The 17,700-nt window shown below is 55.1% G+C and carries 13 protein-coding genes and 1 riboswitch; of the genes, 2 read left to right on the plus strand and 11 right to left on the minus strand.

Annotated elements, in window-relative coordinates; translation table 11 throughout:
- Window positions 1–82 precede the first annotated feature (82 nt).
- Both ABQ298_07490 and ABQ298_07495 read right to left on the minus strand, forming a co-directional pair.
- The gene (locus tag ABQ298_07490) at window positions 83–2,917 is read right to left on the minus strand and encodes a beta-glucuronidase (protein MEQ9824211.1); all 2,835 of its coding nucleotides are present in this window, start codon (window positions 2,915–2,917) and stop codon (window positions 83–85) included.
- A 361-nt stretch (window positions 2,918–3,278) separates the two neighbouring features.
- Window positions 3,279–5,390 (minus strand): TonB-dependent receptor, encoded by a 2,112-nt coding sequence (locus ABQ298_07495; protein MEQ9824212.1) that lies wholly within the window; start codon window positions 5,388–5,390, stop codon window positions 3,279–3,281.
- Window positions 5,391–5,456: 66 nt separating this feature from the next.
- A riboswitch (TPP riboswitch) is annotated at window positions 5,457–5,580 on the minus strand.
- Window positions 5,581–6,093: 513 nt separating this feature from the next.
- On the opposite strand from ABQ298_07495, the gene ABQ298_07500 reads away from it, so the two are divergent.
- Window positions 6,094–7,038 carry a DMT family transporter gene (locus ABQ298_07500; protein MEQ9824213.1) on the plus strand — a complete coding sequence of 315 codons (945 nt, stop codon included), beginning with the start codon at window positions 6,094–6,096 and terminating at the stop codon, window positions 7,036–7,038.
- A gap of 14 nt (window positions 7,039–7,052) precedes the next feature.
- Here ABQ298_07500 and ABQ298_07505 read toward each other — a convergent pair whose 3' ends face one another.
- The 4 genes from ABQ298_07505 to ABQ298_07520 form a co-directional block, all read right to left on the minus strand.
- Complete coding sequence (locus ABQ298_07505) at window positions 7,053–8,438, minus strand: HAMP domain-containing sensor histidine kinase (protein ID MEQ9824214.1); 1,386 nt, start codon at window positions 8,436–8,438, stop codon at window positions 7,053–7,055.
- 18 nt (window positions 8,439–8,456) lie between these two features.
- Window positions 8,457–9,314: an HDOD domain-containing protein gene (locus tag ABQ298_07510; protein ID MEQ9824215.1), complete on the minus strand. Its 858-nt coding sequence runs from the start codon at window positions 9,312–9,314 to the stop codon at window positions 8,457–8,459.
- The gene (locus tag ABQ298_07515; protein MEQ9824216.1) at window positions 9,311–9,634 is read right to left on the minus strand and encodes a hypothetical protein; all 324 of its coding nucleotides are present in this window, start codon (window positions 9,632–9,634) and stop codon (window positions 9,311–9,313) included. Before ABQ298_07515 ends, ABQ298_07510 begins: the two co-directional genes overlap by 4 nt.
- Before the next feature lie 100 nt (window positions 9,635–9,734).
- Window positions 9,735–11,036 carry a class I SAM-dependent methyltransferase gene (locus ABQ298_07520; protein ID MEQ9824217.1) on the minus strand — a complete coding sequence of 434 codons (1,302 nt, stop codon included), beginning with the start codon at window positions 11,034–11,036 and terminating at the stop codon, window positions 9,735–9,737.
- 342 nt (window positions 11,037–11,378) lie between these two features.
- Between ABQ298_07520 and ABQ298_07525 the strand changes: the two genes are divergently transcribed.
- Window positions 11,379–12,086, plus strand: coding sequence for a class I SAM-dependent methyltransferase (locus tag ABQ298_07525; protein MEQ9824218.1), 708 nt, complete (start codon window positions 11,379–11,381; stop codon window positions 12,084–12,086).
- An 86-nt stretch (window positions 12,087–12,172) separates the two neighbouring features.
- On the opposite strand, the gene ABQ298_07530 is transcribed toward ABQ298_07525, so the two are convergent.
- From ABQ298_07530 to ABQ298_07550, 5 genes are all read right to left on the minus strand, one after another.
- On the minus strand, window positions 12,173–12,523 hold the full coding sequence (locus ABQ298_07530; protein MEQ9824219.1) for an RNA-binding protein: 351 nt from the start codon (window positions 12,521–12,523) through the stop codon (window positions 12,173–12,175).
- A gap of 525 nt (window positions 12,524–13,048) precedes the next feature.
- Window positions 13,049–15,082 carry an ABC transporter substrate binding protein gene (locus tag ABQ298_07535; protein ID MEQ9824220.1) on the minus strand — a complete coding sequence of 678 codons (2,034 nt, stop codon included), beginning with the start codon at window positions 15,080–15,082 and terminating at the stop codon, window positions 13,049–13,051.
- 54 nt (window positions 15,083–15,136) lie between these two features.
- Window positions 15,137–15,304 carry a hypothetical protein gene (locus tag ABQ298_07540; GenBank protein MEQ9824221.1) on the minus strand — a complete coding sequence of 56 codons (168 nt, stop codon included), beginning with the start codon at window positions 15,302–15,304 and terminating at the stop codon, window positions 15,137–15,139.
- A gap of 166 nt (window positions 15,305–15,470) precedes the next feature.
- Window positions 15,471–16,196: a ThuA domain-containing protein gene (locus tag ABQ298_07545; protein ID MEQ9824222.1), complete on the minus strand. Its 726-nt coding sequence runs from the start codon at window positions 16,194–16,196 to the stop codon at window positions 15,471–15,473.
- Window positions 16,197–16,297: 101 nt separating this feature from the next.
- The gene (locus tag ABQ298_07550; protein MEQ9824223.1) at window positions 16,298–17,473 is read right to left on the minus strand and encodes a redoxin domain-containing protein; all 1,176 of its coding nucleotides are present in this window, start codon (window positions 17,471–17,473) and stop codon (window positions 16,298–16,300) included.
- Between the last annotated feature and the right edge of the window lie 227 nt (window positions 17,474–17,700).

Genomic DNA, 17,700 nt, shown 5'->3' on the forward strand with positions numbered 1-17,700 from the left:
CATGCGCAACCACGATTGTCCCGTTTTCCCGCCTCGCTGCACCATTTGCGATGCAATGGCTTTCCGACTTCCTCCCAAAACATCAGGGTGCTTCCGCTGGTAGTTCAGGAATCAGCTCCTCAGGTTTTTCGTCGGTCCCCACGTCGTATTGCTTGCGCGCTTTGCATTCAAACAGTTCTGCCAGAACCGATGCCTGCACGCTCAGCCTGGGCTGGAAGTGTGCTCCGCTCATGTAATGAATCAGACTGCGGTACAACTGTGCCGCCACAGGCCGACTGGGATCTTCCGCATCCAGCTTCGCCGTGCAGACCATCACACGGCTCTTCCCGATCCGGAACTCGAACAACAGCCCCAGTTTTCGGTTGATGAACCAGGTGTCGATCGGCTGCACGATGGGTTGCAGCTCCTTTGGGAAAAACTCGAGGTTGGCGACTGGCTGATCCTGCACCAACTCCCACCACTGGTAGTCGCTGTGGTCCTCCGTCGGAAACCCATCAAAGACAGGATGGGTAGGGTCGATGTGCAACCCCAGGGTGTGCGGCGGTGCCATCTGAAACCACGAGGTATTCCAAAATGCAGGGCGAAAATACTGGGCAACCTCCCGACCATTCTGGATCGCATCGGCTGCAAGCACCAATACATCCTTTCCCTCATCCAACGCATGCTGCAGAGCGATATCCCAGGTGTGGGCGATGTGGATCGTATCCGGAATATTGAGGGCATTCGGACGCGGAAATACCCACAGCGGCCATTCATTCGAAATGTCTGCCACCCGAACCCGAAACATCCATTTCCGCGCACTTGAGATTTGAGTCAGCGTGTGACTGACCCTTCCCAAAAAACTCACACTCCCGCATGGAATTTCCGGGCAGATGAACGATCCCGCTTCAATTCGCTGATCCCCGTCAGTACCACACTCGACCAATTCCCACTCGAGCAACGCAAGGGTCAAGTCCGCATCTGAGAAATTTGCAACTTCAATCTCCCACCACAGTGTCTCACCTTCACACCCCACAAAACCAGGGGTGCGCGCCAAAATCGTGACAGGACCCAGCCACCTTCGCACTGCCCCGGTGTCCACATAGGGTTTGCGCTCGTAGAATGCGTTCAACCACCCCACCAACGCCGTACCCTGCCCGGGAAAATCGTTCGCCCCAAGCAATTGGATTCCCGCCAGTCCAGGCGTGCGCAGGGCAGCCTCCACCTCCGCGCGATAGCAGAGCAGCTGCAACTGCCCCGATGCCTGCAGAAAGCGGCGCGCAGTCGCAGCGTCAAACTGTTGGAGGAAGCACTCGCGGAACATTTCAAGATTTTTGGCCTTCAACAGGCCACTGTACTGCGCAATTTCCTCAAAATCCGGAAAGACACAAAACTGCCCCATTTCGTGTGAGACAAAGGGCTGCGCATGACCCGCAATCTGCTCTCGATAATCAAAGAGGCTGTGCGGTCGTTCAGCCTCGAACGGCAGTCCGCGCGGTTTGCTGTGCACGATGAAATCCGACTCTCTGACCATCGGCCACTTCGTGCCCACCGAAGCACCGGTATAGAGCTGTCGATCATCCCGCTCCCGAAAGTGCCGCACATACTCGGCCAGAAAAGAAACCTGCCGGGCACCAAAGGGTTCATTGCCCGAAGCAACCATGCACAGTGAAGCGTGGTTGCCATACTGTTCGAGCAGGCGCTCGGTTTCGCGATAGATGAACCCGTCGATGGGATCGCCCTGTCCGATGGATACGCCGTGATTGGGCCACGTCGGTGCTTCAACCTGCAGGTAAAAACCACATTGATCCGCTGCCGCAAATGCCGCCTCTGGAGGACACCAGGAATGAAAGCGAACGTGATTGAATCCCTGCTCTCCGAGGATTCGAAAATATCGCATCCACGCTTCCACGTCCATTGGTGGGTATCCTGTCTTCGGAAACACGCAGCAGTCCACATTCCCTCGCAGAAACAGCGCACGTGCATTCACCGCAAAACGTGTACCCCGCACTCCAAAGTCACGAAATCCATGTTGCTCACACCACACCACTTCCACACCACTGCTCGAACGGAACACGATGCTCACTTCATGCAGGATGGGGTGAAATTCATCCCACCGTTCAACGCCCTCAAGATCCAGTTCGAGTTCAAACCGATGATCCATCGCTTGCGTCGCCACACTGGCCTGCACCGAGCGCACCGCCGAAGTGGGCTTTCCCGCAGGTTGCAGTTTCACAGACAAACTGCCGCGAATCGCCTGCTCGCACGTCAGCAGGCCTCTCACACAGAGTCGGTTGCGCTGCCAGTCCGGTCTCAGCTGTACTGACTGAATCTCAACTGCATTCACAAACCGAAGCTGCATTTGTCCAATCACACCATTCCAGTTCCCCTGAGTGTGATCTGAAATGCTGTGGGCATCCTGTCCGGGATGAATCTCCCGAATCGCATTGTCCACACGAAGCGTCAATCGATGTCGACCAGGTGCTTTCAGCCCCGCATGCTCAACGTAATGTGGAACCGACAGGCTCTCCCCACTGCCAAGCAGCTCTCCATCGATCCAGAGCGATGTCTGCCAATGCGGTCGCTCCAGTTCGATCACAAAAGAGCGTCCAACACAGGACTCGGGTATCTCGACCTCCCGCTCATACCACGCTACACCTACATAGCGCCGAAGCGGAGTCAGCCAAAACGGAAAGTGCGGGGGCTTGGTGTTGCGATAGGATTCCAGCTCCGGTTCGTGAAACCATGATCTGTCGTAAATGCTTCCCGTCCACTGCGTTTCCAGATCCGGCACATCGCCAAGCCCCGCCTCCGCAACCGTCCCGGGCAGATCCGCACTCACATCCGTTTCAAGGGGAGCGGCATACCAGGCTTCCGTTTCACCGCAGTTCTGCGGATCGAGTTTCACTTTCCAAGGTCCTGACAGGTCGAATTTCATGTGGGGTATCAACACTAAATCCACCATGCCACCGTAAACTCTGCAACCCGCCAACTGCGAGTCGCAATGGACAGTCAGATCAGAGAAACAAGGATGGCAAACCAAGTGCTTTTTTCCACTTCTGCCTGTCGGAATTTTTCCAAATTCCGCTACAAAAATAATGCTCCGGCGCCATCCCGACGCAACGAGAGGAGAACGGCATCCATTTTTCAGCAAACTTCAATGTGTCGGAATTTTCCCAAATTCCGCTACAAAGATGATGTTCCGTCGCCATCCGATACAACCGGAGGAGAATGTCGGATTTCCAGCAAGACAGCAGCCTGAGGAAAGGCAAGCTCCCCTCAGGCATGATCAAAGCATGCTAAAACCGGTAGCGCAGCGTGGTGCCGATCTGTAGTGGATCCGCAAGGGCTTCGTAGCGCTGGTCACCCTCACCGTTGTCGAAGTAAAACACACGGCTGGCGTACTGCTTGTCCAGCAGGTTCTTGCCCCAGAGACTCCATTCCCAGTTCCCCAAACGATAACCAACAGTTGCATGCAGGAGCTGCATCGCATCCCGCTTTTCCGTGTGGCTATTCGATTCGTAGTAGGAGTCGCGTGCACTCCAGAACACGCTCCCAAATACCCCCGATTCCGCTTGGTAGGAAAGGTTCAGGTGGTATTGCCAGGAGGGTGCGTTGGCGAGCTTGCGCTCGGGCACCCATCCTCCCGGATCAGTATAGCCATCCCGCTCGGCGTCAAGCAGGCTGAGGCCTGCCACCAGATCCCAGTGGCGGGACAGTTTCCACTGCAGTTCTGCCTCCATTCCAAAGTGCCGGGCGTCCTCTCCGTTAACCGTCAGGTAACGGAAAAAACCTCCGGCACCCACAGAATCCCGCAGCTGCGCATCCTTGCGCAAGAGGTAGAATCCCGTCAGCTGGACCGACAGGCGTTCCTCCTGCAACCACGAGCGCAGTCCGAGTTCCACATTCCAAAGCTCTTCCGAATCATACACCAGTGGCAGCTCGGGTGTGGTAAAGGTCGCACTGTTGGCACCAGCAGCTTTGTATCCGCGCGCCAGACTCGCAAACAACAATGTACTGGCATCGAGGTTGTGCTCAAGGGTGAGTTTCCCACCGATCAGCGCACCGTCCTGCCTACTGCTGCCGGAAAAGACGTAATCCTGATAATAGCCTTGCTCCGCCGCCTGTGAGTCAAAATCCACATCATGCCACTCATGACGTAGCCCCAGAACCAATCGCGTGGCCTCCGTCCACTCCAAGCGCATTTGGCCAAACAGTGCAACCGTGTCGGTCGCATATGCCGAATTCACATCCACCTGGCCATAGTCCCATGGCCCCCCAGTGGGGTCTCCATCGCGGTAGAGCACGTCCGTGTCTTCATCCAGAGTTTGCACATAGACTCCGGCGGTCCAGCGCAGTGCCGAGCGCGCATCCCAATCGAGCCGAAGCTCCTGGGTCAGCACCTTGCGGTCCCTCCACGTGGCCAGAAATCCGGCATAGGAAGCATCGGTCCAGTCCGCATCGTAGCTGTAGAGCGAGTCACTCTGCATCCATGCGGATTTGCTGGTCACGGTCAGTCGATCACTGGCGTGAAACTGTCCCTTGAGACTCGCACCCCTCGATTCCTGTTCATCGCGTCCGGGTTCGTCCGACGCAGTCTCAAAGGCTCGATGGTCCATGGAGAACACGTCGTAGCCATTGTCCATGTCCGCCGCAAACAGTGTGGCATCCCACTGCCAGCGCTCTGTTGGTTTCCAGCGCAGTTTCAGGCGCGCCTGTCGCTCGTCCCGTTCATTGGTGTCGTCGCGGCCCGTCACCCGGTTGGTGTGGTATCCATCGTGTCGCAGCTTTTGCAGGGCAACGCGAAAGCTCAGAACTTCCGGCTGGGCCTCACTCAGCGGACCGCCCACCGCGACCGCACCACTCGCCAGCCCATCTGAGCCGACCGTCCCCTGGGCATATCCCGACCAAAAGGGTGTCGGGTCTTCGGAAACGATGCGGATCACCCCCCCGGCTGCATTGGCACCGAAGGCACCTGCCTGTGGACCCCGCAGCAGCTCCACCTGCCGCACGTCCAGCAGCGTACCGATGCTGCCAAGCCCAGTAAAATCGAGGTCATCCACCAGCAACGCAACCGCCGCATCGGGAGTTTCCCCTTCAAACTGGGAGTTTTCACCAATGCCGCGCACCTGAAAATAGCGGGCACGGGAACTGCCTCCGGTTGTAGTTAGGTTTGGCAGAGCGGTGGTCAGGTCCTCCAGGTGCTGGTAGGTCGGACTCACCAGTGTGGAAGCACCCACCACTGACACACTTGCAGTGGTCTGTTGCAGTTCGGACTGCCAGAGTTCACCCGTGACTACGGTCACGGGCAGGTCGATGATGGCATCGGATTCGACCGCACGCAGGGGTGCAGTCGTGAGCAGCAGGGATGTCACTCCCGCCACCAGATTTTTCATGATCTTTGCTTTCATATGGATCTCAATCGGGTTCGCTTTGAGATCCGGCCCAAGGCGGTGAAAAGCGAATCGCTCAGATGTGATTGGATCCGTTCCTTTTCCTACGCCGGTGTCAACCGGATCAGGTTCGAAGGGACCGCTACTGTGCCGCTTTCGCGAAAAGGTAGTATCTCAGACCCATGCCAGGTCGCCCCTAAGGATGAATACCCATGCAAACCCGACACAAAAAAACTGTCAACCGGAGATTTTCGGATTTGGCGGGATACGATGAAGTTCTGGACCCGGAAATCACGCCGAACACGCTCTTGTGGCCATACAACGCAACCCCAAGGTAGTGGGAGCTTCCAACCCACGTTCCAACCAAAGTAGCGGGAGCTTCCAGCTCGCGTTCCACCAAGGTAGCGGGAGCTTCCAGCTCGCGTTCCAACCAAAGTAGCGGGAGCTTCCAGCTCGCGTTCCAACCAAGGTAGCGGGAGCTTCCAGCTCGCGTTCCGTCACCGTCGAAAAAACGTTCAGCCACCAGCCCAGCCACCGCTGAACTGCACTTGAACTGCGGCGCGAGCTGGAAGCTCCCGCTACCTTGCCCTCGAGTGTTACCCGCTGTTTTCGCAGCTTGCATCGACGCCCATTTGCCACTGAAATCCAAAGCATCCCGACCGCCCCGAACACCCGTCACCATTCCATGCAGAATTCGGACTCCACAGATTCACCATCGAGCATGCTCAAAGGATTTTTCTGGAGCCTGCTCGCCTACGCCGCTTACTCCAGCCATGACGCTTTGGTGAAGGTGCTGCGTGACTATTCCATCTTTCAAATCATTTTCTTTGCGATGCTGTTCGGACTTGTTCCGTTTTCGCTTTCACGCCTTCGCGACCCAAATCCGGTCTCACTGCGCCCCGTCAAACCCGGCTGGGTAACCGCTCGCTCGTGTTTTGGAGTCGGCTCTCTGGTCTTTGCGTTTTCCGCCTTCAAACAACTGCCAATGGTGCAGGTGTATGTGCTGTTGTTCCTGACTCCGCTCATCGTCACGATTGTTGCTATTCCCGTGCTTGGGGAGCGTGTACACCTGATCCGCTGGACCGCTATTCTGGTGGGTCTTGCAGGCATTTTAATCGTGCTTCGCCCCAGTCCGCAAAGCCTGCAATGGGGACATCTGTTTGGATTCTGTGCCGCCTGCTGCGGTGCGGGGGGTGCCATCGTCGCACGCAAGGTCAGCGCCATCGAAAACCGCTCCACCATGATTCTCTATCCGATCCTGACCACCATTGCGGTTTGCGGGATTGCCACACTGTTTGTGTATCAACCGATGCCACTGCAGGACCTGCTGCTGATGTTTGGCATCGGACTGCTGGGTTTGATCGGTCAGTCAACCATCCTTCAAGCATTTCGTCATGCTCCGGCAGCAACGATTGCACCCATGCAATACAGTCAACTCATTTGGGCCAACTTTTTCGGTATCACGTTTTTCGGAGAATCCATTGACCGCTGGATCCTCATTGGGTCCGCCATCACGGTGGCATCGGGCATGCTCATCATCTGGCGTGAAACCCGCTTCTCGGCCACGCAGCCCAATCTGCGCACACGCAATACGCGCAGTGTCGTCGCCGCACCAGTTGTCGCAGTGGAATCCGAGCGGCGCGACCCCTTTTCCCCGTCCATCTGAGTTGACAGATCGGACTACCTGCCCCGGGTCAGCGGTATTTGAAAGGCGAAGGTTGCGCCCTTGCCAGCCTCACTCTCGACCCAAACGGTGCCATCGTGCAGTTCGATCAGGTTCTTGACGATGCTCAGCCCAAGACCCGTGGAGGATTCTCCACCAGTGGGACGTGCAGAGAGTTTCTGAAAGCGACCAAAAAGCTTCTGCTTATCCTCTTCCGTCAGTCCGGGTCCCTGATCGGTAACCGAAAATACCGCCTTGAGCGGTTTTCCGTCTGCTTCACCCGGTCCCTTCAACCGCACCCAGACTTCACGATCTGGAGGGGAATATTTGATCGCGTTGGAAACCAGATTGTCGACGGCTTCGTGCATGCGCAGGGCATCTGCATATGCGATAACACCTGACTCGGTTTCGACGTGGATGCGAATGCGTTTGCCATGCGCCTGTGCATGGTTGATCGACACCACCTTTTGCACAAGGTCACCCAGATCCAGATCCACCCGATCCAACTGCATGTGTCCCGACTCAATGATCTCGGAATTCATCAGTTCATTCAGTGTGTCCACCATTTGAGTGGCGGATTCGTGGATGTAGTGCAGCATCTCCTGTGCGGACTCCAGATTGCCAGTCTTTTGATTGTCATCGGGAGGAAGGTGGTCTTTGATGAGTTCACTCAGTCCGATGATACCGCTGAGCGGGTTTTTGAGATCATGGGCAGCAATGCCCAGAAATTCACTTTTCTTTTCGTTGAGTTTTTTAAGTTCGGCGTTGCTCTGATTCAGGTTCTCATTGGCAAAGCGAAGCTCCTGTGTGCGCGCATCCACCACCTTCTCGAGACGCTGATTGTAGAGTGTCAGCTCCTCGAGCAGGTTGTGGTTTTCGACGACATACACCACAGCATCGATCATGATGGAAAGCACCTTCAGAAAACTGCTTCGCAGATTGGATGAACCGTGCTTGAGGAACCCGACAAACACCCCCAATGTCGTATTGCGCGTGCTCATGCCATGCAAAACGGCCTGCTTACCCGGCAATCCCGCTGGCACTTCAACCAATATCTCGCGATTCTGCTGCAGTGCCCACGCAAATTTCCCTGCCTGAATCTGCCTTTGCATGAACACATCCAACTCATGCTTCATTGCGGGATCCGAGGGCAGGTAGAGCTGAAATTCCATCGTCTCATCCACCAGATAGAATGCAGTGGAGTGAAACACATCCCACCCCTCCATGAACTGCAGCATCTTTGCCAATGCCTCCTCCCGGCTCTTGCAATCCTGCACCTCTTTCTGAAATTTTTCGAGCGATGCCAGTACCAACAACAGGTGACGGCTGAGTTCGGGTGCCTCCTGCAACTCGTGCAACCCCCGGTCGATGAAACTCGCCCTCCTTCCCAATTCGCTCATCATTACGCTCCTCCGTATTGCCTAGTGGCTCATGAACAGCGAAACAACGTCCGCATACTGCTTTGCGGTCTCGCGCACGGTCACGCGCAAGGCCGTATGCGGTAAATCCAAGCGTTGCCAGGCCCCAGTATCAAAAGGTGGAGCCAGGCGTTCCCCACTATTTCCAATGCCAAGCGCATGCACCACAAAATCCGCGAGATGAATCACGGACGCCTCTGCAAAGTAGAGATCCGCGTAGGCAGGTCGGTGGTGATGTGTGACAGCCTCGACCAGTGAGGTCGGAAAATCCCATTTGCGCAGCAGTGCACCACCCACCTTGCCATGATCGTAGCCAAAAGTGGCCTGCTCCCATTCATACAGCGGTTTTTGATCATCACGATCATACTGCTCCAGCATCTGTGCAGTCTGTTCGGGAATGCGCAGATAGAACACGAGGCGTCCAATGTCGTGAATCAGTCCCGATACAAAATACAGCTCCGGATTTGGTGCACGCCGCTGTACCGCGATGACCTTGGCCGCAATGCCGGTTGCGATGGAGTGTTCCCAAAAGGAGCGCATGTTGACCGTATCCGAAGGAATGTCCTTGAAATATTCGATCACCGAACTGCCACTGAGCAGCTGCTTCATTTGTTCAATACCGATCAGGGAGAGTGCCTCCCCCACGCTCTCCACTCCTTTGGGAAAGCCGTAGAAGCTGCTGTTCGCCAATCGCAAGAGTCGGGCCGTGAGATCCGTATCCTTTTTCACAATCTCCCCGAGGTCATCCATGGACGCATCCCCTTTGTCGAGCGCCCGCTCCAGCTCCTCGATCACCGCCGGTAACGAACTCAGAGCTGGCAGATTGCGGATCAATTCGATCGCTCCGGGCATTCCATTCATGACATCCCTTTCATTTCAGCTTCCACCTGCAATTCCGCCACATAGCGAAGCATTTCTTTCACGACAGCATCCTCCGGATTGCATCGCTTGAAGCGGGGCAGCAGTTTCTGCTCCGCACGCTCCAGTGCCTCCTGGTAGCGACGAGCAGATTCGCTGCCTTCCTCCACCTTCACATCCACTTCCGTGATGCCCCAGGCCATGAGCATGTCAATGTGCTTGCCTTTGAGCTGGTGTCCCATCCCAAACAGCACCTGCCCCTGATGATTCTTCACCGGAGACTGCAGTTCCATGCCCTCTTCGAGCAATTCCGTCGATGTCATCGCCATACACAATTCCTCCGCCTCCAGTAATCGACCATCTTAACAGAAGTTTAGCGTGGATTTGACGCTGGGGATCAACACCAAAATCCCCTGTGCCCGCTTATGGGTGTTCCGCAGCAGGCTCAGCTTCCATGTGCAGACTGGAACATCCGAGCTGGCTCATCCATATCACATGTGTCGCGAGCAGATCAAAACGCAGGGATCGAAAGCCCAGCGGCAGGTTTTCCAGCTCCACTTCCAACACTGTCCGGGCACCCGGCTCCATCGCATGGGGAATCTTCCGGGTCAACAGCACGCGTTCGTGTCCGTCACCTTCACCATCCACAACCCAGCAACCCAGTTTGACCACACCGTGATCCTCCGCATTTTCGAACAGCCAATGGGCCTGTCCCGTATTCTGCAATTCGATCACTGCCTTCACAGGTTGGTGACCATGCCAGTTTGCCAGCTCGGGCTTTTGTACCCAACTTATCTTACCTGCCAAACCACGCGTTGAGCGGCTATCCATTATCGCTCCGGGTTTCTCGAAAAAACAGACGGCCTCGTTGCGCATCGTTTGCGTCAGATTGCGAAACAATCGTCTGCACAACTTCAACTTTCCCCAAATCCCCCGACCGAGCAGGCAACGCCGCTCCCGATAGGTCAAAAACACATCATCACTTGGATAAAACCGAAAATGCGGAGGTGTAAACCCGAGCTTGCGCATGCGGTCGCAAATCGAGTTCAGGTCGAGGTCATTCTCAAGCACGCGATACTTGCGCATTTCGTGTTGTGACGCAGCAGTGCAGCTGTGCCTGCCCACAGGTTCGTTGAGCGCAACCACAGCACCTGCTTGGGTGATGCGTGCAAATTCACTCAGGATGCTCTCCAGATTCGGCACATGGTGCAGTGCGTCAAAACACAGGATGCGGTCCACGCTCTCGTCCGGCAGTTCAATGCGGTGTCCATCAAAGTGCAGGAATTGCATTCGCTCCCGGTCCGCTTCGCTCATTGCCTCATAACCCACCACTTGTCGACCCAACTCGAGTGCTGTTTCCGATGGATCGAGGCAAATCACCCGACAACCCATCGTGTGCAAAATCTTGCCCAGCCAACAGGTCCCCGCACCAAAATCCAGCACGGTATCTCCCTTGCGCAGGCGCAGCCCCTGCAACACAAATCCAAGTCGGGGCAACACATGACTCGCCGTTTCCGCATCACCAAAGGGCTTGCGCAACAACCAATCCGGATGCCGGATTTGCCGGTAATATTCCTCAGCAGTGCGGCACAGACCGTCCACCCCTTCGCTCTGGATCAAATCCTCCGGGTGAATGTCCGCTGTATTCTGCAGACTGGCGTGACTAGAAACGAACGCATGTGGGCGAAGCCATGCATGCAATAAAAACGAGGGATGCTGATTCATCAGAAGGTGCGAGAGTTGTAAAAGCGATCATTGGAGGAGTGATGCCTCTGTCAGCCATTGCAATGCGTCTGCAGACAGAGTCAAGGACTCAAATGACCCAAATTTCAGATTCGCAGCCAGTCCCAGTCGTTCAAAAATCGTCAAGCGTCAAATCTACCTGTATCCCATGATTTCCCGACGATATTCTGACTTGCGCAAGCATGTACCCGGGTCAAAATCAGCAATTGGAAAGGATCTCTCGAAGCGTCAATCTCATGGCACCGACGAGACTCATTCACCATTTCCCATCCTCCTACCCGATGATACAGCGTTGAAGGTGGATCCTATGACACAACTATCACCATGGACCTCGAAGATTTGCGCAGAACCTGGGATGCGTTTGCGTGTCTCAACCCCATGTGGGCCGTACTCACAGCTGGCAAAAAGCCGGACTATCAATGGGACGAAGATGCATTTTACCAAAATGGAAGCAATTCGATCAATTTCATCATTCAACAATGCCTTCACTGCTGGCTGGATTTCCCGCGAACCCGGGCACTCGACTTTGGATGCGGGATTGGTCGCCTGAGTCTGCGTCTTGCCGACTGGTTCGAGCAAGTTGATGGCGTCGATATCTCCTCCGAGATGATTGCGCACGCCATGAAATCTGCAAAACTACGGGGGATCACCAACTGCTGCTTCCACGAGAACCCTTCTCCCGATCTGGGATGCTTTTGCGATTCCAGCTTCGATTTCATTGTATCCATGATCATGCTTCAACACATGGAACCGCAATTCTCAAAGGCTTACCTGCGGGAGTTTGTCCGGCTACTGAGACCGGATGGGGTACTCTGTTTTCAACTCCCGGAAGAGATTCAGACGCAAGCCACTTACCGCTGCTTTGACGATGCTGCTGAAGGTCCGGAAATGGAAATGTACGGCATACCGCGCAGCGAAGTTTGCGACTTCATGGAATCGATGGGGGCCGAGGTGAATGCCATCATTCGGGATAACGCCTGCGGGCCGGATGTGCGCAGCTTTCGTTACTTTGTGAAACGCAAGATTGCTTGATAATCCACAATTCTCTGTACGCAAAAAGGCACCGCCGGAGCGGTGCCTGCAAAGATCAATGCGGACGAAACTTCGCCCGAAAGCTCCTAGTAGCGATTGCCGCCGCCACGTGGGCCGCCGCGTCCGCCACCACCAAATCCGCCCGAGCGTCCACCGGGACGTCCGCCACCAAAACCGCCGCCTGCCGGGCGCTCGCCTTTGGGTTCTGCCTTGTTGACACGGAGGTTGCGACCGTCCACTTCAGCACCGTCAAGTGCCTTGATTGCGTTTCCGGCTTCTTTCCAGTCTTCCATGCCGACAAAAGCGACGCCACGGGAACGACCGGTTTCACGATCCGTCAGGATCTTGATGCTGCTTACGGCACCGTGTTCGGAGAACAGGGAGCGCAAGGTTGCTTCATCTGTGTCATACGACAGATTTCCTACGTAGATATCCATTTACTTCTTCTTTCCATGCATCCCATGATTCGATGAAAGCACAGACGACGGGATGCAGCCATGCGTGCCTTGTAAAAGTGAAACCTGAACCGTCACGGCATCTCGCCACATCCGTATCCTCACCGTCTCCAATCCATTGGAGCACCGCAATTTCGGTCTGTGGGGGGAAGCTGCACTGAGCAGCAGAAGGCCTGTCGTGATATGAAAAATACCCTGAATCCGGGTCAAAAATGCGATGAGAGAAAATCAACCTAGCTTCATCTCTCACCGTAGCAGACAAGCCTTGGGCATGCATTCATGCCTCCAATGCAACGCAGCAGATCGCATTGCTGAGCGAAAGTAAAGCAGTTTCGCACGGAAGCTTCAGATTTGTATCCAGTTCCATACGCAAAAGGTGGAACCTTTTCCAATAACGCACGGTCCCAACACATGCACAGCCCACATTCAATCTGCATTACCGCGGCGTCAAAACACCTTTCGAGAAGCTCCTTAGGATACCCCACGTTTGGAACCGCCGAGCCTTCCTCAATACTCACTTCGGGGTAAACAAAGCTTCAAGGTGAACCGCGACCCCATGCCCGGTTCACTCTCCACATTCAGCGCCGCTCCCAATAAATCGGCCATTGATCGGCAAATGGACAATCCCAAACCCACGCCATTGATCGAGTTGCGGATGCTGTTGTCCACTTGGCGAAACGGTTCAAAGATCTCCTGCTGCAACTCCTTTGGGATGCCCACTCCATCATCTTCCACCTCGATCTCGATGCAACAACGCCCCTGCACCTCTGATTTCAGGCGGCAGCCCAGCACAACATTGCCATTCTCCGCATACTTGCACGCATTGCTCAGCAGGTTCGTGACGATGTGCCCGATAGCATCTGGATCACCCCATAGTTCCAACTCATCGCCATCGTTCAGTGCAACCCCTCGAAACTCCAGTCGGTTGCCCGGATTTGCCAGCTGCGCCTGTTGCGTCCATTCCTTAAGCAATGGCACCAGGGAAAACCGATGCTCGTGCAGCACATAACCGCCGGAATTCAGCTTGTTGAAGCGCAACACTTCCTCGATCAATCGCTTCAAATGCTCTGCAGACTCCAGCATCATTTGAACCTGCTCGCGATGCTCTTCGTGCTCCATCTCTTCCAACAGGATCGATGCAAACCCCACAATCGGATTCAGTGGGGTGCGCATTTCATGGCTCATCATCGACAAAAAATCACCCTTCGCCTGGTTTGCCTTTTCGGCCTCCTGTCGCGCCAGTTCCAAACGACGCTCGTGCTGCATGACCTCAGAGTTGTCCTTGATGATCGAAAACAAGTAAGGAACCCCATCGAACTGCACTGGTCCCGACACTACTTCCACATCGCGTACTTCTCCGCTCTTCAGTCGATGTTGAAAGCGAAACACTCCGGGCTGATTCTGGCTGACAGCTGTCATTACCTCCCGGAGTTTCTCTGGGGACATGGTGTTGAGCTGCGCAACTGGCAATCCCAGGAGTTCTTCTCTCGAGTAGCCGTAGTATTTCACTGCTGCTTCATTGGCATTGATGATCGTTCCCGTCCGGGGATCGACCACAAGCATCATGACAAAGGGATTCTCGAACAGAGCACTCGCTCGTGCTTCAGACTCCTGCAGTTGTTTGCGGCGATAACGTTCACGCTTCCACAACAGGAAAAACCCGGCTCCGACCGCGATCAACAGCGTGGTCCACAATACCGTCGCAACGATCCAGCGCTGATTGTCTCTGAAAAAGGAGGGGCTTCGGTTCACCCAGATCACATCATCAGGCACATTTCTCAGAGATGCTCCAAACAACTTCACTCGTTGTTCATCCAACATCACGCGATTCGGACTCTCTTCCACCACCGCAAGAGATGCAATGGACGTTCCTTCAATCACCCGCTTCGCCAACATCGCCGCCGTTCGTCCCTGTTCGAAGTGGGACACGACCTTGCCACCGATCAACCCAGCACCCACTCCATGCTGGTAGGGATGAAACACAGGAACCCTACACTCCTTCGTCAGCATTGAAACGCTGTCCTCAAAACGCTGCACCCGTCCCTTGCCATCGAGGTAGGCAGAAATCAGAAGCGCAATATCGGCATCCTGCCAATCATTCACTTGCAAACGAAGCTCTTCAAAACTCATCGACGCCAAATCGTGGGATATCCTGCTGACCCCCTCCGGAAGAGTAACCTTCTGAAACTCCCTCCAGTCCGATCTGCCCGTTGCGGTTCCGTCAAAGATCACATGATACCGCGTTGCGTCCGGAAACAGGGTGTGCATCAAATCCACAGTTTCCTGAAATGAAAGTTCTTCCAGCACACCTGTGATCTGAGGAACCTGATTCATGGATCTTCCAAAATCCAGATCGTTTACTCCCAGAAACACGACAGGAGTTTCCGGGAAAAGTTCCTTACCAGCCTCCAGCATAAACCGAAGCGCATTGTCATCGACGGTCATGATCAGGTCATACTCCGGCCACAGGGGCTTCTTAAAGCGAATCAGATCTTCAAAAAAGGCAAAGCCCTGATCTGTGGGGATGCGTTTCGAATCCATGAATTCCATGTCCACATGGTAGCTGGCAGGACCCAAAATCGAGCGCATCACTCTCTATTGATCCGTAAAGGTCGAAAACGACGCATCATAGGAAAACAGAACCAAAATGCGCGCAGGCACCGCGCTGGAATCCTCTCTGGCCTCTAATCGATCCCAACCACCTACGGTCAGAACCGTCAGGAAGCAGAGGTGAGAGACAAGGTTGACGTGGAGTTTTGCCATGGATGAATAGTGTGTTGACCGACGTTCAGGTTACGTTCTGATCATCGGACACCTTCAAAAAAAGTTTACGTCCATTCGCGACCGCAAACCCGCAATTGTCCACGCAAAGCAGGTAGGAATGAGGAGTTCAAAGCCAAAGGGAGCTAACCTTCGGCTCCATCACCCGCTACTCTCGTCCAACTGCCCACTCGAGCGCACCAGCAAGCTGCGCCCGAAAGCTGGCATCGCGGTACTGTTCGTTGGTGTGTCCAAGCGCCGTCTGGATCACGCGCCCAGCTTCCCATTCCTGATACCACACCAGTGGATGATCCCCCATCGCATGGGAGGTCACGTTCTTGAACCACGGGTTGTTATCCACGTCGTAGCTGTCTTCATCCACCGAGATCAACACCTGTACGTGCTCGCGCGGATTTTCATCAAAGCTGTAGATTTCATCTTCCACGAGCACACGATCCGATTCGTAATGGCGCGTCGCAGGGTGATCGCGATCCTCAATGATGAGTTCCGCCTCGCAGACGGGTGGATGCGAAACAAATTTCGCACGGATGCGCGCACGCAGCCAGGGCCAATTGTATTCCGTATCCGTACCACCACTGTGCACCCCGAAGAGTCCACCTCCCTGGCGCACGAACTCCTCAATTGCCTCGCGCTGTGCATCCTCAAAAATCTCACCTGAGGTCAACAGAAAGACTACTGCGTCCATGCGCGCCAGCAGTTCTGGAGTGAACAGGCTCGAATCTTCGGTGAAGGTGATGTTCCAGTTGCGCTCCTGCCCCATCTCCACGAAGGCCTTGATCGCCTCGGGAATGGAATCATGACGAAACCCTCCGGTTTTGGTCGTGACCAGAACGTGGATCGGTTCGGGCTTCGGTTGAGCATCTTGTGCATTCATGACAAGCGTCGATGCGAAGAGCATACAAAGGGATCGGAACAGTTTCATAGTTGGGGAATGGTTGAATCAAGAGTGAAGTCAAACGCTTCCTGAATTCGAGGTCAATAGTATCGACCGATCAGCTCATGATCCACAATGACGCGGCGCAGTTCCAGGAAGTCCACGGGACCCTGGCAACTCCATACCACTTCGCCACCGGGTTCCACCAGCAGGGTGAAGGGCAGCGCTCCGTTCCAGTCCGCGCTCACCGCTTCCATAAACGCAAATTTGTCGGCTCCGGTGAAAATGAAGTTACGCACCGCCGAATTCGCTTCATCCAGAAACTTGAGAACCTTCCCGCGCTGATCCGGCCGATCCATGGACACCGAAATGAACTCAAAATCACGCCCGGAATACATGCGATGCGTATCCACAAAATCAGGGTATTCGATCACGCATGGCGCACACCAGGTCGCCCAGAAGTTGATCAGGCGCAGCGAGTCCGAATCATTGGCCAACAGCTCCTGCATTTCCGCCATGTCGAGATCATCGAGAGTCACTGGCTTTGCCGCCCAATCCGCATTGACTTTGCGCGTCCAGTCCAGTTTCCACGCCCATTTCACCGAGCATCCAAAGGCGCGCGTCTGCTGCAGCTCGGGGGTTTCTCCCGCAAGCAATGCGTCGGTAGCGTTGCGCAAATCCTCGGCCTGACCCGTCCCGGGCCGCTCGTGGGCATCCATGCGACCGACATACTGCAGCCGTCGCTCCGCATCAAACACAAACACTTGTGGAGTGGTCGACGGACCAAATTTCACCGACATGCGGTGGTCATCCCCATCATAGAGATAGGGAAAGTTATAGCCTTTGTGCTGCGCCCGAATCTTCATCTCAGGGAAGGAATCATTCAGGTCCGAGTAGCCACACTCCTCGAGCAACAACCCCAATACGCTGTTGGGCATCACGCCGACGACCTGCACTCCCCTGTCCCGGTAGTCCTCCACGTATTCGATGATGCGGTCCTCGTAGGCCTGCGCCGTCGGACAGTGGTTGCAGGTGAACAGAATCACCAGCACCTCGGCTTCCGCAAATTCATCCGAACTCACCCAGTTCCCTTCCAGATCCGGCAAGCGGAAATCGGGCATGGATGCTCCAATTTCAAGGGTTTGCACGCTTTGCTCCGGCAGTTCCTTCGGATCGGGCGTAAAGGACGCCTGCAGTGCATTCAACAGACACAGTGGCCATCCAGCGGCAAACGCCATGCGAAGGACACCCAAACGTAACGCAGCGGGGTAGTTCATCCAGCCATCCTAGAGCGTTACTGCCAAAATCGCAACTTGCCGCAGAATGAAACGTCGCACAGATGAATGCACGGTGAGCATTCCCGCGATTGCTCCTTAGGTCTCCGACAGGACTCCCGCTTGCCCGACCGCTTGCCCGACCCAAACCCGATCCGTAACCACACCAATCCCGCAGCCGCTCCAAGCACGATCCTGTAGCCGGATTCGGGAGAATTCGGACCTCTTCA

Source organism: Puniceicoccaceae bacterium (assembly GCA_040224245.1).
Taxonomy (GTDB): Bacteria; Verrucomicrobiota; Verrucomicrobiia; order Opitutales; family JAFGAQ01; genus JAKSBQ01.

What these genes read in the sequence shown, in the direction of transcription:
- ABQ298_07520 (MEQ9824217.1), bottom strand. Translation starts at nt 11,036, where the DNA reads ATGAATCAGCATCCCTCGTTTTTATTGCATGCATGGCTTCGCCCACAT.
- ABQ298_07545 (MEQ9824222.1), bottom strand. Translation starts at nt 16,196, where the DNA reads ATGAATGCACAAGATGCTCAACCGAAGCCCGAACCGATCCACGTTCTG.
- ABQ298_07550 (MEQ9824223.1), bottom strand. Translation starts at nt 17,473, where the DNA reads ATGAACTACCCCGCTGCGTTACGTTTGGGTGTCCTTCGCATGGCGTTT.
- ABQ298_07495 (MEQ9824212.1), bottom strand. Translation starts at nt 5,390, where the DNA reads ATGAAAGCAAAGATCATGAAAAATCTGGTGGCGGGAGTGACATCCCTG.
- ABQ298_07530 (MEQ9824219.1), bottom strand. Translation starts at nt 12,523, where the DNA reads ATGGATATCTACGTAGGAAATCTGTCGTATGACACAGATGAAGCAACC.
- ABQ298_07525 (MEQ9824218.1), top strand. Translation starts at nt 11,379, where the DNA reads ATGGACCTCGAAGATTTGCGCAGAACCTGGGATGCGTTTGCGTGTCTC.
- ABQ298_07515 (MEQ9824216.1), bottom strand. Translation starts at nt 9,634, where the DNA reads ATGACATCGACGGAATTGCTCGAAGAGGGCATGGAACTGCAGTCTCCG.
- ABQ298_07500 (MEQ9824213.1), top strand. Translation starts at nt 6,094, where the DNA reads ATGCTCAAAGGATTTTTCTGGAGCCTGCTCGCCTACGCCGCTTACTCC.
- ABQ298_07510 (MEQ9824215.1), bottom strand. Translation starts at nt 9,314, where the DNA reads ATGAATGGAATGCCCGGAGCGATCGAATTGATCCGCAATCTGCCAGCT.
- ABQ298_07505 (MEQ9824214.1), bottom strand. Translation starts at nt 8,438, where the DNA reads ATGATGAGCGAATTGGGAAGGAGGGCGAGTTTCATCGACCGGGGGTTG.
- ABQ298_07535 (MEQ9824220.1), bottom strand. Translation starts at nt 15,082, where the DNA reads ATGGATTCGAAACGCATCCCCACAGATCAGGGCTTTGCCTTTTTTGAA.
- ABQ298_07540 (MEQ9824221.1), bottom strand. Translation starts at nt 15,304, where the DNA reads ATGGCAAAACTCCACGTCAACCTTGTCTCTCACCTCTGCTTCCTGACG.
- ABQ298_07490 (MEQ9824211.1), bottom strand. Translation starts at nt 2,917, where the DNA reads ATGAAATTCGACCTGTCAGGACCTTGGAAAGTGAAACTCGATCCGCAG.